This window comes from Streptomyces sp. NPDC053431 (assembly GCF_044544925.1).
GTDB lineage: Bacteria > Actinomycetota > Actinomycetes > Streptomycetales > Streptomycetaceae > Streptomyces.
Map to the genome: position 1 here is coordinate 224,206 of NZ_JBITXX010000008.1, position 18,263 is coordinate 242,468.

Genomic DNA, 18,263 nt, shown 5'->3' on the forward strand with positions numbered 1-18,263 from the left:
GGCCCGCCCCCGGCCAACCTGTGGACAACTCTCTGCGCGCGTGACCTGGCGGCCTCAGCGCACGTGGCCGAGCATCCCGTGCAGCGTGGTCCCGGCGTCCCGGGCGGCGCCGCGGGTCGAGGTGGCCTTGGCGGGAGCCGGCTCGGGGAGCGTCTCGCAGACGGCGTCCGCCTCCGCGCCCTTCGCCCCGCGGGGCACCGTGCCGGTGGAGAGGTAGGCGGCGAGGTGCTGGTCCACGCAGGCGTTGCCGGCCAGCGACACGCCGTGGTTGCCGCCGCCGTCCTCGACGACCAGGCTGGAGCCGCTCACCATCCGGTGCAGGGCGACCCCGCCCTCGAACGGGGTGGCCGCGTCCTCGGTGGCCTGGAGGATCAGCACCGGCGGCAGCTCGTCGTTGCCGACGTCCGGCGCGGTCCGCGAGTCGACCGGCCAGAACGCGCACGGCGCGTTGTACCAGGCGTTGTTCCAGGTGGAGAACGGCGCCTTGGCGTGCACGTCCCAGTTGTCGCTGCGCCAGACGTTCCAGTCCCGCGGCCAGGCCGCGTCCCGGCACTGGACGCTCGTGTAGACCGAGTAGCCGTTCTCGGCGGTGGCGTCCGCCGCGCCGTAGTCCTCGTAGGCCTTCACGAGCGGTGCCGCGTCCTTGTCCTTGACGTACGCGGCGAACGCCGCCGCCAGCCGCGGCCAGTAGCCGTTGTAGTAGCCGCCCGGCAGGAAGGTGTCCTCCAGCTCGCCCGGACCGACCTTGCCGCCCGCGGGAGTCGTCCGCAGCGCCTCGCGCATCCGGTACCAGGCCGCCTCGACCGCCGCCGGGTCGGTGCCGAGCCGGTAGGTGGCGTCGTTGCGGGCCACCCAGGCGGTGAAGTCCTTGTGACGGGTGTCGAAGGCGAAGTCCTGCGCGATGTTGTCCTCGTACCAGACGCCGTGCGGGTTGACGACGGAGTCGAGCGCCATGCGGCGCACCCGCTGCGGGTAGAGCCGGGCGTACACCGCGCCGAGGTAGGTGCCGTACGAGTAGCCGAGGTAGTTGAGCTTCGGCGCGCCGAGCGCGGCGCGGATGGCGTCCAGGTCCCGGGCGGTGGAGACGGTGTCGATGTAGGGCAGCACGTCGCCGTACTTCTCGCCGCAGGCCTTGGCGAAGGTCTGGGCGCGCTCGACACCGGCCCGCTCGTCCTCGGCGCCGACCGGAACGGAGTCCGGCCGCACGGGAGCGAAGTGGCCGGGGCGGCAGTTCAGGGCGGGCTCGCTCTTGCCCACGCCGCGCGGGTCGAAGCCGATCACGTCGTACTGCGCGGCCACCTTCGCGGGCAGCGAGGCCGCCACGTATCCGGCCAACCCGCGGCCACTGCCCCCGGGGCCCCCGGGGTTGACCAGAAGCGGGCCCTGGGAGGTCGTCGCGGTGTGGGGGACCCGGGTCAGGGCCAGGCTGATCATCCGGCCGGCGGGGTTGTCGTGGTCGAGCGGCACCTTCAGGGTGGCGCACTGGAGCTTCGGATACGCCTTGGTGGCGCAGTCGGTCCAGGCGACCGGGGCGACGGGACGGGGGCTCGGTGCGTGCCCGTTCGCGGCGGAGGCGGACGTGGGCGCGGGCAGGACGGTGACCGTCCCGGCGGCCAGCGCCCCAGCGGCGATCAGCATTCCTGCGCGTTTTCTCATACGGCGTCCGTGCCCAGAACCGGGCTCGGTGGGACCGTTCCGGCCCGGAGATGACCCGTTCGGCGTAGGTAACACGCCGTCAAAGGGGTCTGGAAGGACGGTATCCCGCTTCGTGTCACAGCAGCGTGAGCTGCTCGGCCTCGGGCACGCGCGCGTGGTGGTCCGGGACGGGGATCCGGCGCGGGGAGCTCCGGCGGTCGTTCGGCCCGATCCCGAACTCGGCCGCCAGCTCGTGCACCTGACGGGTGATCCGGCGCTGGTACCAGGTGGGCGCGTAGGCCCCGGCCGCGTACATGCGCTCGTAGCGGCCGACCAGTCCGGGGTGGTGCCGGCGCAGCCAGGTGAAGAACCACTCGCGGGCCCCGGGCCGCAGGTGCAGCACGAGCGGGGTGACCGAGGTGGCGCCGGCCTCGGCTATGGCGCGGACCGTGTCGCGCAGCTGCTCGGGCCGGTCGCCGAGGAAGGGCACGACCGGGGCCATCAGGACGCCGCAGCCGATGCCGTGCCCGGCCAGGGTCCGTACGACGTCCAGGCGGCGCTCCGGGGCGGGGGTGCCGGGCTCGATCGTGCGCCACAGCTCCCGGTCGGTGAAGCCGACGGACACGGAGACGCCCACCTCGGTGACCTCGGCGGCCTGCCGGATCAGCTCCAGGTCGCGCAGGATCAGCGTCCCCTTGGTGAGGATCGAGAACGGGTTGGCGTAGTCCCGCAAGGCCTCCAGGATGCCCGGCATCAGCCGGTAGCGGCCCTCCGCCCGCTGGTAGCAGTCCACATTGGTGCCCATGGCGATGTGCGCGCCCTGCCAGCGGCGGGAACCGAGCTGTGCGCGCAGCAGCTCCGGCGCGTTCACCTTGACCACGATCTGCGAGTCGAAGCCGATCCCGGTGTCGAGGTCGAGATAGCTGTGGGTCTTGCGGGCGAAGCAGTACACGCACGCGTGCGTGCAGCCGCGGTACGGGTTGACCGTCCACTCGAACGGCATGCGGGAGGCGCCGGGCACCCGGTTCACGATCGAGCGGGCCCGCACCTCGTGGAAGGTGATGCCGCGGAACTCGGGCGTGTCGAAGGTGCGGGTGGTGACCGCGTCCGCGCCGAACAGGGCGCTCTCGGCCAGGGTGGCGGGAGTGTCGGCGGCAGCGGAGCCGTCGACCAGACGATCCCATCTCATGGACGCCTCCTCAGGGGACGGGGTGGTCCCAGATTAGAACACATGTTCCCTTGATCGCCGCAACCCGGATTTTGGGCCCCGGCGCCCAGGTGGTTGGCTTGGCCCGTATCCCCCGAAAGCACCACGAGAACAAGCTGGAGGAAGCGCCATGGCGCAGGTCGAGGCCACGACGGAGCGGATCATCGCCGCCGACGCGGAGACGGTGTTCGACGCCCTCGCCGACTACACCGGGACGCGCGAGAAGCTGCTCCCCGAGCACTTCAGCGAGTACGAGGTGCGCGAGGGTGGCGACGGCGAGGGCACCCTCGTCCACTGGAAGCTCCAGGCCACCAGCAAGCGCGTCCGCGACTGCCTCCTGGAGGTCACCGAGCCCACCGACGGGCAGCTGGTGGAGAAGGACCGCAACTCCTCCATGGTCACCACCTGGACCGTCACCCCGGCTGGCGAGGGCAGGTCGAAGGCCGTCGTCAGCACCGTCTGGAACGGTGCCGGCGGCATCGGCGGCTTCTTCGAGAAGACCTTCGCCCCCAAGGGCCTCGGCCGCATCTACGACGCGCTGCTCGCCAAGCTCGCCGCCGAGGTCGAGAAGTAGGGCCGAGAGCCCGCCCGGAAGTAGCCTCGGGAAACCGGAGCCCGGAAGTAACGCCCGGTTCAGTCACCGATTCGAGTGGTTTCCCCGCGACCCCCGCAAGAGCGCCCGGCGCACTCGGGGGTCGCGAACTTCCCGGCAAACTCCCTGATGAGCGCCCCAAGTGCGCCTGCCCACAGGGACGTTAGACCTCGGTGGTCCCACCTTTCCCACGTACCGCCCGACTTGCTCCCGCTTCGCGCCCAATGCGAAGAATGGCGCGCAGACGCCGTGACGAGGGGAGCAGCACGTGGGTGCGATCACACTGGCCGAGGACGCCAGGGACGCCGAGGGCGCGGAGCCGCGCCTCGCCGCCGGCACACCGGCCTCAACCGGCACACCGGCCTCAACCGGCACGGCAGACGCCACCGGCACGGCAGACACCACCGGCACAGCAGGCGCGGGCATCGCGGCCGTCACCTCCGACGCGGGCGGTCCGCCCACCGGTCAGGTGCCCTCACCCCCACCGGAAGCGGCGCTCGACCCCCGCCGCGTCCGGCTCGTCTTCTGCGGACTCATGCTCGCGCTGCTCCTCGCCGCGCTCGAGCAGATGATCGTCGCCACCGCCCTGCCGAAGATCGTCGGCGAACTCCAGGGCCTGGACCGGATGTCGTGGGCGATCACCGCGTACCTGCTCACCGCCACCATCGGCCTCCCCGTCTACGGGAAGCTCGGCGATCTCCTGGGCCGCAAGGGCGTCTTCCTCTTCGCGATCGTCGTCTTCGTGATCGGCTCCGGCCTGGCCGGCTGGTCCCGCACCATGGACCAGCTCATCGCCTTCCGCGCCCTCCAGGGCGCCGGCGCCGGCGGACTGATGATCGGCGTCCAGGCGATCATCGCCGACATCGTCCCCTCCCGGGAACGCGGCCGGTACATGGGCCTGATCGGCGCCGCCTTCGGTCTCGCCTCCGTCGCCGGACCGCTGCTCGGCGGCTTCTTCACCGACCACGTCTCCTGGCGCTGGTGCTTCTACTTCAACGTGCCCTTCGGCCTCGTCACCCTCCTCGTCGTCTCGCTCGTCCTCAAGCTCCCCAAGCCCGCCGCCCGGGCCCGGTTCGACGTCCTCGGCGCCGTCCTCCTCGCCGCCGCCTCCACCTGCCTGGTGCTGCTCACCAGCTGGGGCGGTACCGAGTACGCGTGGGGTTCCCGGGTCGTCCTCGGACTGGGCTGCGGCGCCGTCGCGGCCACCGCCCTCTTCCTCCTCGTCGAGCGCTTCGCGCCCGAACCGCTCATCCCCCTGCGCCTGTTCCGCGACTCCGTGTTCACCGTCACCGGCCTCGTCGGCGCGGTCGTCGGCATCGCCCTCTTCGGCGCCGCCAGCTATCTGCCCACCTTCCTGCAGATGGTCGAGGGCGCCACCGCCACCGAGTCCGGCCTCCTGATGCTTCCGCTGATGGGCGGCATCGTCGCTGCCTCCGTCGTCTCCGGCCAACTCATCAGCCGCACCGGCCACTACAAGATCTATCCGCTGCTCGGCGGCGCCGTCTCGACCCTCGGCATGTGGCTGCTGTCCCGCATGGACACCGACACCCCGCGGCTGACCCACAGCCTCTGGCAGGCCGTTCTCGGCGTCGGCATCGGGCTCGTCATGCCGGTCCTCGTGCTCGCCGTCCAGAACTCCGTACGCCCCGCCGACCTCGGCACCGCCACCAGCGCCCACAACTACTTCCGCCAGATCGGCGGCAGCGTCGGTGCCGCGATCTTCGGCACCCTCTTCGCCGCCCGCCTCGACGACGCCCTCGCCGACCGGCTGCCCAAGGGCGGCGCCGCCGAGCTCCCGCCGGCCGACTCGATCACCCCGCAGGCGGTCCACGCACTGCCGCCCGCGCTGCGCGACGCCTTCGTCCAGGCCTACGCCGACGCCATGCCCCGGATCTTCCTCTACCTCGTGCCGGTCCTCGCGTTCGGCCTCGTCCTCGCCTTCTTCCTCAAGGAGAAACCGCTGGTGTCCCACCACACCCCCGCCACCGAGGCCCCCGCCACCCCCGTCCCGCACGCCCGGGCCGGTGCCACCGACACCGGGTCCGTCACCCGGACCGACACCCGCACCGCCGCCCCGCTGCCCGCCGGCGTCCCCGTCTGCGGCACCGTCCAGCACCACGACGGCAGCTGCGTGCCCCGGGCCGCCCTCACCCTCATCGACGTCCAGGGCCGCCAGATCGGCCGGGGCGCGAGCGGCGACGACGGCCGTTACGCGCTGAGCGTGCCGGGCTCCGGGTCGTACGTGCTGATCGCGGCGGCCGGCGGACACCAGCCGCAGGCCGTCTCCGTCACCGTGGGGGAGCGCCCGGTCGAGCTCGACGTCGTCCTCGGCGGCGCGGGCCGGCTCGCCGGTGCCGTCGTCACCGCCGACGGCACTCCGGTACGGGACGCGGCCGTCACCCTCACCGACGTCCGCGGGGAGGTCGTCGCCTCCACCCGCAGCGGGCGCGACGGCGGGTACGTGATCGGCGAGCTGGTCGCCGGCGAGTACACCCTCGCCGCCAGCGCCCCCGCCTTCCGCCCGGCCGCCCTTCCGGTCAGCGTGCAGGCCTCCCGCGAGACCCGCCAGGACATCGAGCTGGCGGGTGGCGCGGTGTTGCGCGGGACGGTGCGCGCCGGTGGCGGGAGGCCCGTCGAGGACGCCCGCGTGACGCTGCTCGACGCCGCCGGCAACGTGGTCGACACGCTCACCACGGGCCCGGACGGTACCTTCCGCTTCGTCGACCTGTCCTCGGGCGAGTACACCGTGATCGCCGCGGGCTACCCGCCGGTGGCGACGGTCCTCCAGCTCGCGGGCGGCGGCCGGACCGAGCGCGACCTGCAGCTCGGACACGAGGACTGAACTCGCCGCCGGGGACCCCTTCGGGGCCGAGGGCCCCGCAGGGTTCCCCGGCGAGCGCCGAGGTGGTCGGGACGCCGGGCACGGCATCGCGGCGAGCGCCGGGACGCCGGGCGCCGCACCGCACGGAGCGTGGGGATGAGGGGCGCCGCACCGCACGGGGCGTCGGGATGCGGGGCGCCGCGTCCCGCGGGCGCGACGCCGGGCACCACATCCCGCAGGGGCGTCGTCAGGACGCGGTCGTCGCCTTGCGCAGGGCGCTGATGCAGGCGCCGATCGCCTCTTGCAGGGCCTCCAGGCGCTGCAGCATGTCGTCCTCGACGACGTCCTCCTCCAGCACCTCGTCGAGGGTCAGCTCCTCGAAGACCTTCGTCGCCTTCTGCAGGCTGCTGTAGAACTTCGCCCGGCGCTCCTGGACCCGCAGCTCGGGGTCCGCCTCGACGGCCCGGGCGACCATCGACCTCACCGTGTCGTAGGCCTCGCCGGCCCACTCGCCGGCCTCCTCCGAGTCGTCGAGCTCGTCGATCAGCGAGAGGTGCCGCTCGGCCTCGGCGCGCAGCTCGGCCGGCGCCTCGACCGTCTGCCCGGCCGGCGTCCTGATCTGACCGCCCTCGGCGATCTGCCGGACGTACTCGATCCGGTCCGCCGCCTTCGCCTCCTGCGCCACCGCCTTCTTCAGGTCGCCGGTGCGGGCGATGGCCCGGGCCATCTCGGTCTGCAGCGCCGGGTCCTCCTTCATCCGGTCGAGCAGCGCGCCCCGTGCGGCCTCGGCGGTGCCCGGGTCGGCGAGGATCGCGGCCCGCAGCGCCGTCGGGTTCTCCGCCACCTCCAGCGCCTTCGTCGCCTTGATGCCCTCCGCCTCGGCCGCCGCCGTGATCGCCTGGCCGCGCACGGAGGTCGCGCCGTTACGGGAGGAGTAGTACGACAGCCAGACGTCCGCCTCCGGCAGCTCGACGTCCTCGCCCGGGACGAGCGCCTCGAACTGCGGCACCAGGCCGTCGTCGGCGGCCATGTCCCAGGCCTTGTAGTAGCGCATGACCCGCTCGGGGGAGCAGCCGGCGAGCTCCGCGAAGGCCTTCGCCGACACCTTCTCCGAGCCCTCGGCCGGCTGCCCGCCGGGCCGCACGCTGCGCGCCACCTTCAGCGCGAAGGCCCAGCCGCCGGTCCGCGCGTACACGCCGAACTCACGGGCGTCGCGGACCACGGACTCGGCGACGGCCTGTGCGGCGGGCTCCACCCACTCGCCACCGCCGAGGTCGGCGTCGACGGAAGAGGGGGCTTCGGACGGGGCGAGCGAGGTGGTCACCGAGGGGTCTCCTGGGGTACGCGGGACGACGAAAACTGCGCCCGTCAGCCTATACGTACCTGATGAAAGGATTCGCCCGAATCACCGCCACCGGTCCACGCCTCCGACACTTTTCCACAGGGGTGGTCGGGGTCGCCGGGAGGCGCGTACGGTGCCAGGCATGAAGATCCTGATCAGCGCCGACATGGAAGGCGCGACCGGTGTCACGTGGCCCGCCGACGTGCTGCCCGGCACGCCCCAGTGGGAGCGCTGCCGGTCCATGTTCACCTCGGACGTCAACGCGGCGGTGCTCGGGTTCTTCGACGGCGGCGCCGACGAGGTCCTGATCAACGAGGCGCACTGGACCATGCGCAATCTCCTGCTGGAACGACTCGACGAGCGGGCCGAGATGCTCACCGGGCGGCACAAGTCGCTCTCCATGGTCGAGGGCGTCCAGCACGGCGACGTCGACGGCATCGCCTTCGTCGGCTATCACACCGGCGCGGGAGCCGAAGGCGTCCTCGCCCACACCTACCTGGCCAACTCGATCACCGGGGTCTGGCTGAACGGGATCCGCGCGAGCGAGGGCCTGCTCAACGCGCACGTGGTGGCCGAGTTCGGGGTCCCCGTCATCCTGGTCACGGGCGACGACCTGACCTGCGAGGACGCCCTCGGCTACGCGCCGGAGGCGCACAAGGTCGCCGTGAAGGACCACGTGTCGCGGTACGCGGCGGTCTGCCGGACGCCGGCCCGCACGGCCACGGACATCCGCGCCGCGGCGAAGGAGGCGACCGCCCTCGCCGTCCGGCACGAGCCGGTCAGAGGCGGGCCGTTCACCGTGGAGCTGGAGTTCGACGCCGAACACCTGGCCGCCGCCGCCACGGTGGTCCCCGGCGCGGAGCGGAGTGGCGAGCGGCGGGTCGCCTACACCAGCGAGACCATGTACGAGGCAATCCGCACGTTCAAGGCGGTCACGACGATCGTGTCGGCCGCCGTGGAGGAGCAGTATGGCTGAGGAGGACCAGGGCCCGGACGCGACGGCACTCGACGAGGTCGTCACCTTCACGTCCGAGCTCATCAGGATCGACACCACCAACCGCGGCGGCGGCGACTGCCGCGAACGCCCCGCCGCCGAATACGTGGCGGAGCGGCTCGCCGCCGCAGGCCTGGAGCCCACGCTCCTCGAGCGCACCCCCGGCCGCACCAACGTCGTCGCCCGCATCCCGGGCACCGACCCCACGGCCGACGCGCTGCTCGTCCACGGCCATCTCGACGTCGTCCCCGCCGAGGCCGCCGATTGGACCGTGCACCCCTTCTCCGGCGAGGTCCGCGACGGGATCGTGTGGGGCCGGGGCGCCGTCGACATGAAGAACATGGACGCGATGGTCCTCGCCGTCGTCCGCTCCTGGGCCCGCCAGGGCGTCCGGCCGCGCCGGGACATCGTCCTCGCCTACACCGCCGACGAGGAGGCCAGCGCCGAGGACGGCTCCGGCTTCCTCGCCGACACCCACCCCGGCCTCTTCGAGGGCTGCACGGAGGGCATCAGCGAGTCCGGCGCCTTCAGCTTCCACCCAAGCCCCGGAATGACGCTCTACCCGATCGCCGCGGGCGAGCGCGGCACCGCCTGGCTCAAGCTCACCGCCCACGGCACCGCCGGCCACGGCTCCAAGGTCAACACCGCCAACGCCGTCACCCGCCTCGCCGCGGCCGTCGCCCGCATCGGCGCCCACGAGTGGCCCGTCCGCCTCACCTCCACCGTGCGGGCCGCCCTGACCGAACTCGCCACCCTGTACGGCATCGACACCGACGTCGACGCCCCCGACTTCGACACCGACCTCCTCCTGGAGAAGCTCGGCCCGGCCGCCGCCCTCGTCCAGCCCACCGTCCGCAACAGCGCCAACCCGACGATGCTGGACGCCGGTTACAAGATCAACGTGATCCCGGGCCACGCCGTGGCCTACGTCGACGGGCGGATGCTGCCCGGCGGTGAGGACGAGTTCACCCAGACCATGGACCTGCTCACCGGCCCCGACGTCGAGTGGGAGTTCCACCACCGCGAAGTGCCCCTGGAAGCACCGGTCGACTCGCCCACCTTCGCCAAACTGCGCGCCGCCGTCGAGCGCTTCGACCCCGACGGACACGTCGTCCCCTTCTCCATGTCCGGCGGCACCGACGCCAAGCAGTTCTCCCGGCTCGGCATCACCGGCTACGGCTTCTCGCCGCTGCGACTGCCCCCCGAGCTCGACTACGGCGCACTGTTCCACGGCGTCGACGAGCGCGTCCCCGTCGACGCCCTCCACTTCGGCGTCCGCGTCCTCGACCACTACCTGAGATCCGCCTAGGCCCCCGAAGGCCGTCCGGCGGACCTCGGTCCACCCGCACCGCACGTCACGACCGCACGACCCGTACAGGGGGGAACCTGATGGCACCCACGGCCGCCTACGGCAGCTGGCCGTCACCCATCGGCGCCGCGCTCGCCGCCGCTCACGACGGACGGCCCGACCACGTCGGATTCGTCGGCGACGAGGTGTGGTGGACCGCACCGCGCCCCACCGAGGGCGGGCGGCGCGCCCTGGTGCGCCGCCGCGCCGACGGCACCGAGGAATCGGTGCTGCCGGCGCCGTGGAACGTGCGCAGCCGCGTCATCGAGTACGGCGGCCAGCCGTGGGCCGGCACCACGCGGCCGGACGGCTCGGCGCTCGTCGTCTTCTGCCACCTCCCCGACCAGCGGCTCTACGCCTACGAGCCGGACGCGGCCGACGGCGCCGCGCCCCGCCCCCTCACCCCCGTCTCCGGCGTCGGCGGCGGACTGCGCTGGGTCGACCCCGTGCTGCGCACCGAGCAGGGCGAAGTCTGGTGCGTGCTCGAAGAGTTCACCGGCCCCGGACCCACCGACGTCCGCCGGGTGATCGCCGCCGTACCCCTGGACGGCTCCGCCGCCGAGAACCGCACCCGCGTCCGCGAACTCACCGACGGCCGCCACCGCTTCGTCACCGGCCCCCGGCTCTCGCCCGACGGCCGGCAGGCCGCCTGGATCGCCTGGGACCACCCCCGGATGCCCTGGGACGGCACCGAGGCCCTGCTCGCCGACATCACGGGGGACGGCACCCTCGCCAACCACCGCACCGTCGCCGGCGGTCCCGAGGAGTCCGTACCGCAGGTCGGCTGGACCTCCGAAGGTCATCTGCTCCACCTCAGCGACCGCAGCGGCTGGTGGAACCTCTACCGGACCGCCGAGGACGGCACACCGGTCGCGCTCTGCCCACGCCCCGAGGAGTTCGGCGGGGCCCTGTGGAAGATCGGCCTCAGCTGGTTCCAGCCCCTGGACGGCGGACTCGTCGCCGTCGTCCACGGCAAGGGCGCCACCGCCCTCGGGATACTCGACCCCGAGAGCGGCGAACTGGTCGACGCCGCCGGCCCCTGGACCGAGTGGGCCGCGACCCTCGCCGTCCACGGCACCCGGGTCGTCGGCGTCGCCGCCAGCCCCCGCAGCGCCTACGAGGTCGTGGAGCTCGACACCCGTACCGGCCGCGCCCGGGTCGTCGGCTGCCCGCACGAGGACCCGGTCGACCCCGCCTACTACCCCGAACCACAGATCCGCACCTTCACCGGACCCGACGACCGCGAGATCCACGCCCACGTCTACCCGCCCCACAACCCGGACCGCACCGCCCCCGGCGACCGGCTCCCGCCCTATGTGATCTGGGCGCACGGCGGCCCCACCGGCCACGCCCCGCTCGTCCTCGACCTGGAGATCGCCTACTTCACCTCCCGCGGCATCGGCGTCGCCGAGGTCAACTACGGCGGCTCCACCGGATACGGACGCGAGTACCGCGAGCGGCTGCGCGAGCAGTGGGGCGTCGTCGACGTCGAGGACTGCGCCGCCGTGGCCCGCGCCCTCGCCGACGAGGGCACGGCCGATCCCGCCCGCCTCGCCGTCCGAGGCGGCAGCGCCGGCGGCTGGACGACCGCCGCCTCCCTCGCCCACAGCGACCTCTACGCATGCGGCACGATCCTCTACCCCATCCTCGACCCCGCCGCCTGGGCCGACGGCGAGACCCACGACTTCGAATCGGAGTACCCGCGGTCCCTCATCGGCCCCCTCGACGAGGTCCCCGCCCGCTATCGCGACCGCTCCCCCCTGGAACACGTCGACCGGATCACCGCGCCCTTCCTGCTGCTCCAGGGCCTCGACGACGTGATCTGTCCGCCCGCGCAGGCCGAACGCTTCCTCGCCCGCATGGCCGGCCGCGGCGTGCCCCACGCCTACCTCGCCTTCGAGGGCGAGGCCCACGGCTTCCGCAAGTCCGACACGATGATCCGCTGCCTGGAGGCCGAACTCTCCTTGTACGCCCAGACCTTCGGCGTCGAACGGTCCGACGTCCCCCTCCTGGAGCTGAGGAAATGACCCCCGAGCCGTTCCGCCCCCGTCGCCTGCGCCCCGGCGCCCGCGTGGCCGTCGTCGCCCCCAGCGGCCCCATTCCCGAGGACCGCCTCCAGGCCGGCCTCGACATCCTGCGCGGCTGGGACCTCGACCCGGTCGTCGCTCCCCACGTCCTCGACACCCACCCCACCCTCGGCCACCTCGCCGGCACGGACGCCGACCGCGCCCGCGACCTGACCGAGGCCTGGTGCGACCCGACCGTCTCCGCGATCCTGTGCGCCCGCGGCGGCTACGGCGCCCAGCGCATGGTGGACCTTCTCGACTGGACGGCGATACGGGCCGCGGGCCCCAAGGTGTTCGTCGGCTACAGCGACGTCACCGCGCTCCACGAGGCCTTCGCCGGCCGCCTCGGCCTGGCCACGCTGCACGGCCCGATGGTCGCCGCCGCGGCCTTCCTCAAGGACACCCGCACCCAGGAGTCCCTGCGCGCCACCCTCTTCGAACCGGAGTCGGTGCGCACGATCGGTCCGGGCACCGCCCGCCCCCTGGTCCCCGGCCGTGCCCGTGGCGTCACCCTCGGCGGCTGCCTCTGCCTGCTCGCCGCCGACCTCGGCACCCCGCACGCCCGCCGCACCGCCCGGGGCGGCCTGCTCCTCCTGGAGGACACCGGGGAGGAGCCGTACCGCCTCGACCGCATGCTCACCCAACTCCTCCGCTCCGGCTGGCTGGACGGCGTCGCCGGCATCGGTCTCGGCTCCTGGGAGGAGTGCGGCCCGTACGAGGACGTCCGCGCGGTCCTGCTCGACCGGCTCGGCACGCTGGGCGTCCCGGTCCTGGAAGGGATGGGCTTCGGACACCACGAGAGCGCGCCGACGATGCCGCTGGGGATACCGGCGGTCCTGGACACGCACACGGGCACGCTCACGCTGGACGTACCGGCGCTGGCCTGAAGACGTCCTTCACTGAATCTCCGTCAACAACGCCTGTCCGATACGTTGACGGTTGCATGACACGTGTCACACCATGGGCGCGCCCCGTACCTACCGGTAGGTAGGTCGCTCGCGCGTCCTCGGTGTGGAGGTCCCCGTGTCCCGTGCCCCTGCCCGTACCCCTGCCCGCGGTCGTGCCCGTGCGCTTCCCGGGTCCCGCAAGGCCCTCGCGCTGGCCGCCGGTCTCGCGCTCGCCGCGCCGCTCGCCGTCGCCGCCCCGGCGCGGGCGGCCGAGCTCGGTACGTACACCGTCACAGCACTTCGCTTCACCGTCGAGGCGGGCGGGCGGAGTTGCGCGGTCGACGCCGACCTCTACCGGCCCGACGGGGTCGACGCGGCCCACCCGGCACCGGCCGTGCTCGCCACCAACGGCTTCGGCGGCAGCAAGGACGACGGTTCCACGGACGCCATCGGCAAGGCCGTCGCGGCCCGCGGCTACGTGGGGCTGGTCTACTCCGGCCTCGGTTTCGGCAAGAGCGGCTGTCTCGTGTCCCTCGACGACCCGCGGATCGACGGGCGCGCCGCCACCCGGCTGGTCGACTTCCTCGCCGGCACCCGTGCCGCCGACGACGGCACCCGCGTCGACTTCGTCACCAAGGACGCGGCGGACGACCCGCGTGTCGGCATGATCGGCGGCTCCTACGGCGGCGCGATCCAGCTCGCCACCGCCGCGGCCGACCCCCGCCTCGACGCCCTCGTCCCCCTCATCACCTGGAACGACCTCGCGTACTCGCTCGCCCCCAACAGCGCCGACCGGGCCACCCCGGGCGTCTTCAAGTGGCAGTGGGCGAACGGTTTCTACCTCATGGGCGAGGGCCAGCCGCTGCTCGCGCCCTCCCTCGACCCCAGCCGGATCAACTCCCTCGGCTGCCTGCACTTCGTCACCGACGCCTGCGACACCGTCCGGCTCCTCAACTCCGGCCGCTACCCCCGGACCGAGACCGACGCGATGCTCGCCTTCGCCCGCAGCGTCTCTCCCGTCTCCTACCTGGACCGGGTCAAGGCCCCCACGCTGATCGTGCAGGGGCAGTCCGACAGCCTGTTCAACCTCAACGAGGCCCGCGCCACCTACGAGCAGCTGCAGCGCCAGGGCGTCGAGACCAAGATGATCTGGCAGTCCTGGGGGCACAGCGGCGGCCAGAGACCAGGCGAACTCGACCTCGGCCAGGGCGACCTGGAGTCGAGCTACGTCGGCCGGCGGGTCCTCGCCTGGTTCGACCGCCACCTCCGCGGCGACCGCGGCACCGACACCGGCGCCGAGTTCGCCTACTACCGCGACTGGCAGAGCGGCTACGGCACGGCCGACCGCGTCCCCGCCCTGAGCCAGAAGCTCTACCTCTCCGGCGACGGCAAGCTCGTCGACAACCGCGCCAAGGTCGCCCGGGGCTCGCGCGAGTACGCCAACTGGCTCGTGCCCACCAGCCACTCCGAGTCCTCGCTCGCCGGAATGATCGGACTGCCCGACCCCCAGCCGTACGACATCGCCGGCACCTACCTCGGCTGGCGCACCGCCCCGCTCACGGCCCCCGCCGACCTCGTCGGCGCGCCCCGGGCGACCCTCAAGGTGATCTCCCCGCGCACCGAACGCGTCCAGGACTCCGGCGACGCCGCCGACAAGCTGGTCCTCTTCGCCAAGCTCTACGACGTGGCCCCCGACGGCACGAAGATCCTGGTCAACCGCCTGGTGGCCCCGGTCCGCGTCCCGGACGTCACCCGCCCCTTCACCGTCGAACTCCCCGCGATCGCGCACCGCTACGAGACCGGCCACCGCCTGGAATTCGTGATCGCGGCCAGCGACACCGCGTACTTCGGCAACCGGGGCATCAAGCCGGTGACGGTCGTCAGCACCCCCGAGGACACGGGGACGCTCGAACTGCCCCTGGTTCAGGGGCGGGTCGGCTAGGGGAGGCGCGGGCGAGGTCGGGCCAAGGGGCAGGGGGGGCGGTGCAGACGGGGAGAGGAACGGGGGCAGGTGGTGGTGGGGGGGCGGGTGGAGCGGGTGAGCGGGGGCGTACAGGACTCTCTCCCGTACGCCCCCGGCTCGGCGCCGCCCGCCCGCCCCCGTCGTCCGGGCTGCGGGCGGCCGGTTGGCCGGGCGCCCGGTCGGCTGGCAAGCGGACGGCTGGCGGACCGGACGGCCCGCGGACCGGACCGCCGGCGGTCTAGCGGGTGGCGGGCTGGCGGGTGGCGGGCTGGCGGGTGGCGGACCGGCGGGGGCTAGCGGGTGGCGAGGGCCGCGTAGCCCGGGCGGATCAGCTCGTCGATGAGGCGGCGGCGCTCCGGAAGCGGGAGGAAGGCGGCCTCGACGGCGGCGACCGTGAACTCCTCGAAGACCTCGGGGCCGTAACCGAAGGCGTCGACCATGTGCTGGAACTCCTCGCTCATGGTGGTGCCGGAGACCAGCCGGTTGTCCGTGTTGAGGGTGATCCGGAAGCCGAGGCGACGCAGCTCGTCGATCGGGTGCGAGGCGTAGTCCTTCGCCGCGCCCGTCTGGAGGTTGGAGGTCGGGCAGACCTCCAGGGCGATGCGGTTGTCGCGGACGTACGAGGCCAGGCGGCCCAGCGTGCCGTCCTCGGCGATGTCGTCGGTGATCCGCACGCCGTGCCCGATCCGCTCGCTGCCGCACACCTGCACGGCCTCGTGGATGGACTCGGCGCCCACGGCCTCGCCGGCGTGGATCGTGAAGTGGCAGTTCTCCCGCTTCAGGTGCTGGAAGGCGGGGAGGTGGCGGGCCGGCGGGTTGCCGATCTCGCCGCCGGCGATGTCGAAGCCCGCCACGCCGTTGTCCCGGTGGGCGACGGTGAGCTGCGCGATCTCCAGGGAGCGGTCGGTGTGCCGCATGCCGGTGAGGAGGGTGCGGACGGTGATCCGGCCGCCGGTCCGGCGCTCGCCCTCGCGGAAGCCGGCGTTCACGGCCTCGACGACCTCGTCGAGGGTGAGCCCGCCCTCCAGGTGCTGCTCGGGGGCGTAACGGATCTCGGCGTAGACGACCCCGTCGGCGGCGAGGTCCTCGGCGCACTCGGCCGCGATGCGCTCCAGGGCCTCGCGGGTCTGCATCACCGCGCAGGTGTGAGCGAACGTCTCCAGGTACCGCTCCAGCGAACCGGAATCGGCGGCGTCCCGGAACCAGACCGCCAGCTCGGCCGGGTCCTCGGTGGGCAGCCCGGTGTACCCGCAGGCCCGCGCCAGCTCGACGATCGTGGCGGGCCGCAGCCCACCGTCGAGGTGGTCGTGCAGGACGGCCTTGGGGGCCTGCCGGATCCAGTCGGCGACGGCGGGGGAGGAAGCGGGGGCGGGGGCGGCGGCAAGGTTGTCAGACAAGTGCATGGCGGGGAAGTGTACGCCACGTGGGGAGGGTGGTGGTGTGACGCCGGCGACAGGGGGCGCCGAGCGGGTGGTGGAGGGGGCCGAGAGGTGGCGCGCGGCCGGGCGGCCGCGGGAGACGCGTGAGGGGCGGAGGAGGGGGGCGGGAGGGTGACAGGAGGGGGAGCGGGAGGGCTGCAGGAAAGGGCTGCAGGAGGGGTGGCGGGAGGGGCGGCAGGAAGGGCTGCAGGAGGGCGGCGGGAGGGGCAGCTGAGAGGGGGGTGAGGGGGCGGGCCGCCGTTGACGTGTCGCCCTGCCTTGCCCTGCCCTGCCCTGCCTTGCCCTGCCCTGCCCCGTCAGTTCGACTGCAGAACCGGGAGCGCCGGCGCGCCCGTCGGGAGCATGTGCTTGGCCGCCAGCACCGGGACGTCCTCGACCCGCACCACCTGGGTGACGAGGACCGCCGGGGTGTCGGCGGAACGGCCCAGCTGCTCGCCCCGGCGGCGCCCGAGCAGCGTCGCCGTGACCGCGCTGTGCGCGGCCAGCGGCACGCCGCGCGAGGCCCCGGTCAGCACCGCCAGCATCGACGTGCGTTCCGGCGCGGCCGTGGCCCGCAGGGCCTCCGCGAACGCCGGATGAACGCGGTCCAGGACCTCGTCGGCGGCGGCCCACTCGTGGCTCAGGGCCGCCGGCCCGGCCTCTCCGGCCAGTACGGACTCCCAGAAGCGCAGCTCGGCCCCGGCCGGGGCGAGCAGATGCTGGGTGGTGAAGTCGGTGGGCTCCTCGACGGAGCGGAGCAGGCCGCGCACGCGCAGCGGTGCGCCCGCTCCGAGCAGTTCCTCAAGGGCCTGGACGTGTTCGAAGCCGCGCCTCGGAGGGTGCGCGTTGACCGTACGGCCCACGCCGCGCCGCACCGTGAGCAGGCCGTCCTCCTGGAGCAGCAGCAGCGCCTCGCGGAGCGCGGGCCGACTGACGCCGAGCTCGCCCGCGAGCTTCGGCTCGGAGGGGAGCGTGGAGCCCGGGGGGTAGGTGCCGTCGTGGATGGCGTCCGCGATCCGCTCGTAGAGCGCGACGACGGGGCGTCGCTGCTGTCCGCCGGCTGCCACGGATCCTCCTCGTGCTCTGCGTACGGTGCTGTCGTTCAGGTCTACCGTAGCCGTCCGTCGTTGTCTGACAAGTCACTCGTACGGCCCCTTCCGCGGCCGCCGAATCGCCGGAGTCGGTTCATTCTGAGGGGACGCACGACGGAGGAGAGGGCCGGCCATGAGTCCTACGGAGACATCGAGCTCGAGTACGGGCGAGGCCCGGGCGGGCGGAGTCTTCACCCCCGGCCGGATCGCGGTCGCGGCCGTCGTGATCCTGATGCTGGTCTTCGTCTTCGAGAACACCGGGCGGGTACGGATCAGGCTGCTGATCCCCGAGGTCGCCACGCCGCTCTCCCTCGCGCTGCTCACGACCGCGCTGCTCGGTGCGGCCTGCGGCTATTACGCGGCCTGCCGGAGGCGCAAGTGAAGCGGGCGGCCGTGCTCGGCGCGGGCGCCGCGCTCGCGCTCGCGGCGGTGGCGGTCAGCTCGGCGGAGCCGGTCGCCGAGGCGGAGGAACCGGGTGTGGCCCCACCCATGCCGGACCTTCTCGGTCAGGGGCTGTGGCGGGTCTTCACCGCGCTCGACCCGCGGACGCGGCTGGACGTCCACGACGTGGGCGGCGGTGACCGGCGGGTGCTGTGGCCGCTGAACTGGCGGGTCTGCACGCAGCATCCGGCGCCGGGGGTTGCCCGGGGGGTGCGGGGGTGGGTGGTGGTGGGTGTCGTGAAGAAGGGCGAGGCGTGTCCGGCCCGCGTGACGTCAGCCCGCCGCTGACGCCGCGCGCGTCCCCGCCGCGAGCCGCCACCACGTCCCGCCCCTGAACGCCCGCCCGCCGGCCGCCGCCCCGGCACTCCTCGCTGCCCCGTCGTGAGCAGCCTCCCGCTGCCGCGCTGCCGCCCGCCCCCGGGGCTGCGCCCGCCCCGGGTCTGCGCCCGCCCCGTCCT

14 protein-coding genes are annotated in these 18,263 nt (G+C 73.5%); 9 read left to right on the plus strand and 5 right to left on the minus strand.

All coding sequences use genetic code 11. The annotated features are described in order from the left end of the window. Positions 1–54: 54 nt before the first annotated feature. Together ACIGXE_RS20925 and ACIGXE_RS20930 are read right to left on the minus strand one after the other, a co-directional pair. Positions 55–1,656, minus strand: a complete 1,602-nt coding sequence (locus tag ACIGXE_RS20925) for an alpha/beta hydrolase (protein ID WP_399749448.1) — start codon at positions 1,654–1,656, stop codon at positions 55–57. Positions 1,657–1,771: 115 nt separating this feature from the next. Then, the gene (locus tag ACIGXE_RS20930) at positions 1,772–2,824 is read right to left on the minus strand and encodes an Rv2578c family radical SAM protein (RefSeq protein ID WP_399749450.1); all 1,053 of its coding nucleotides are present in this window, start codon (positions 2,822–2,824) and stop codon (positions 1,772–1,774) included. Between the two features lie 148 nt (positions 2,825–2,972). Here ACIGXE_RS20930 and ACIGXE_RS20935 point away from each other — a divergent pair, with 148 nt between their 5' ends. Continuing rightward, on the plus strand, positions 2,973–3,416 hold the full coding sequence (locus ACIGXE_RS20935; protein ID WP_399749452.1) for an SRPBCC family protein: 444 nt from the start codon (positions 2,973–2,975) through the stop codon (positions 3,414–3,416). 286 nt (positions 3,417–3,702) lie between these two features. Then, positions 3,703–6,276 carry an MFS transporter gene (locus tag ACIGXE_RS20940; protein WP_399749454.1) on the plus strand — a complete coding sequence of 858 codons (2,574 nt, stop codon included), beginning with the start codon at positions 3,703–3,705 and terminating at the stop codon, positions 6,274–6,276. 226 nt (positions 6,277–6,502) lie between these two features. On the opposite strand, the gene ACIGXE_RS20945 is transcribed toward ACIGXE_RS20940, so the two are convergent. Next, positions 6,503–7,510 carry a hypothetical protein gene (locus ACIGXE_RS20945; protein ID WP_399749668.1) on the minus strand — a complete coding sequence of 336 codons (1,008 nt, stop codon included), beginning with the start codon at positions 7,508–7,510 and terminating at the stop codon, positions 6,503–6,505. A 229-nt stretch (positions 7,511–7,739) separates the two neighbouring features. Here ACIGXE_RS20945 and ACIGXE_RS20950 point away from each other — a divergent pair, with 229 nt between their 5' ends. The 5 genes from ACIGXE_RS20950 (at position 7,740) to ACIGXE_RS20970 (ending at position 14,834) form a co-directional block, all read left to right on the plus strand. Continuing rightward, the gene (locus ACIGXE_RS20950) at positions 7,740–8,573 is read left to right on the plus strand and encodes a M55 family metallopeptidase (RefSeq protein ID WP_399749456.1); all 834 of its coding nucleotides are present in this window, start codon (positions 7,740–7,742) and stop codon (positions 8,571–8,573) included. Next, positions 8,566–9,900: a M20/M25/M40 family metallo-hydrolase gene (locus ACIGXE_RS20955; RefSeq protein WP_399749458.1), complete on the plus strand. Its 1,335-nt coding sequence runs from the start codon at positions 8,566–8,568 to the stop codon at positions 9,898–9,900. The genes ACIGXE_RS20950 and ACIGXE_RS20955 overlap by 8 nt, the downstream gene beginning before the upstream one ends. Positions 9,901–9,980: 80 nt before the next feature. Next, entirely contained in the window at positions 9,981–11,966 is a 1,986-nt protein-coding gene (locus ACIGXE_RS20960) for a S9 family peptidase (protein ID WP_399749459.1), read from the plus strand. Then, the gene (locus tag ACIGXE_RS20965; RefSeq protein ID WP_399749461.1) at positions 11,963–12,892 is read left to right on the plus strand and encodes an LD-carboxypeptidase; all 930 of its coding nucleotides are present in this window, start codon (positions 11,963–11,965) and stop codon (positions 12,890–12,892) included. Before ACIGXE_RS20960 ends, ACIGXE_RS20965 begins: the two co-directional genes overlap by 4 nt. A 211-nt stretch (positions 12,893–13,103) precedes the next feature. Next, complete coding sequence (locus ACIGXE_RS20970) at positions 13,104–14,834, plus strand: CocE/NonD family hydrolase (protein ID WP_399749670.1); 1,731 nt, start codon at positions 13,104–13,106, stop codon at positions 14,832–14,834. 314 nt (positions 14,835–15,148) lie between these two features. Here the strand turns inward: ACIGXE_RS20970 and ACIGXE_RS20975 are convergent, their stop codons facing one another. Together ACIGXE_RS20975 and ACIGXE_RS20980 are read right to left on the minus strand one after the other, a co-directional pair. Further along, positions 15,149–16,258 carry an adenosine deaminase gene (locus ACIGXE_RS20975; protein WP_399749463.1) on the minus strand — a complete coding sequence of 370 codons (1,110 nt, stop codon included), beginning with the start codon at positions 16,256–16,258 and terminating at the stop codon, positions 15,149–15,151. A gap of 332 nt (positions 16,259–16,590) precedes the next feature. Next, entirely contained in the window at positions 16,591–17,340 is a 750-nt protein-coding gene (locus ACIGXE_RS20980; protein WP_399749465.1) for a GntR family transcriptional regulator, read from the minus strand. A gap of 157 nt (positions 17,341–17,497) precedes the next feature. On the opposite strand from ACIGXE_RS20980, the gene ACIGXE_RS20985 reads away from it, so the two are divergent. Continuing rightward, entirely contained in the window at positions 17,498–17,746 is a 249-nt protein-coding gene (locus tag ACIGXE_RS20985; protein WP_399749467.1) for a DUF1049 domain-containing protein, read from the plus strand. Further along, the gene (locus ACIGXE_RS20990; RefSeq protein WP_399749469.1) at positions 17,743–18,093 is read left to right on the plus strand and encodes a hypothetical protein; all 351 of its coding nucleotides are present in this window, start codon (positions 17,743–17,745) and stop codon (positions 18,091–18,093) included. The genes ACIGXE_RS20985 and ACIGXE_RS20990 overlap by 4 nt, the downstream gene beginning before the upstream one ends. Positions 18,094–18,263 lie beyond the last annotated feature (170 nt).

Bases quoted from the DNA above. Each gene is read 5' to 3' on its own strand.
- ACIGXE_RS20925 (WP_399749448.1), bottom strand. From the start codon at position 1,656: ATGAGAAAACGCGCAGGAATGCTGATCGCCGCTGGGGCGCTGGCCGCC.
- ACIGXE_RS20930 (WP_399749450.1), bottom strand. From the start codon at position 2,824: ATGAGATGGGATCGTCTGGTCGACGGCTCCGCTGCCGCCGACACTCCC.
- ACIGXE_RS20960 (WP_399749459.1), top strand. From the start codon at position 9,981: ATGGCACCCACGGCCGCCTACGGCAGCTGGCCGTCACCCATCGGCGCC.
- ACIGXE_RS20955 (WP_399749458.1), top strand. From the start codon at position 8,566: ATGGCTGAGGAGGACCAGGGCCCGGACGCGACGGCACTCGACGAGGTC.
- ACIGXE_RS20975 (WP_399749463.1), bottom strand. From the start codon at position 16,258: ATGCACTTGTCTGACAACCTTGCCGCCGCCCCCGCCCCCGCTTCCTCC.
- ACIGXE_RS20985 (WP_399749467.1), top strand. From the start codon at position 17,498: ATGAGTCCTACGGAGACATCGAGCTCGAGTACGGGCGAGGCCCGGGCG.
- ACIGXE_RS20950 (WP_399749456.1), top strand. From the start codon at position 7,740: ATGAAGATCCTGATCAGCGCCGACATGGAAGGCGCGACCGGTGTCACG.
- ACIGXE_RS20935 (WP_399749452.1), top strand. From the start codon at position 2,973: ATGGCGCAGGTCGAGGCCACGACGGAGCGGATCATCGCCGCCGACGCG.
- ACIGXE_RS20965 (WP_399749461.1), top strand. From the start codon at position 11,963: ATGACCCCCGAGCCGTTCCGCCCCCGTCGCCTGCGCCCCGGCGCCCGC.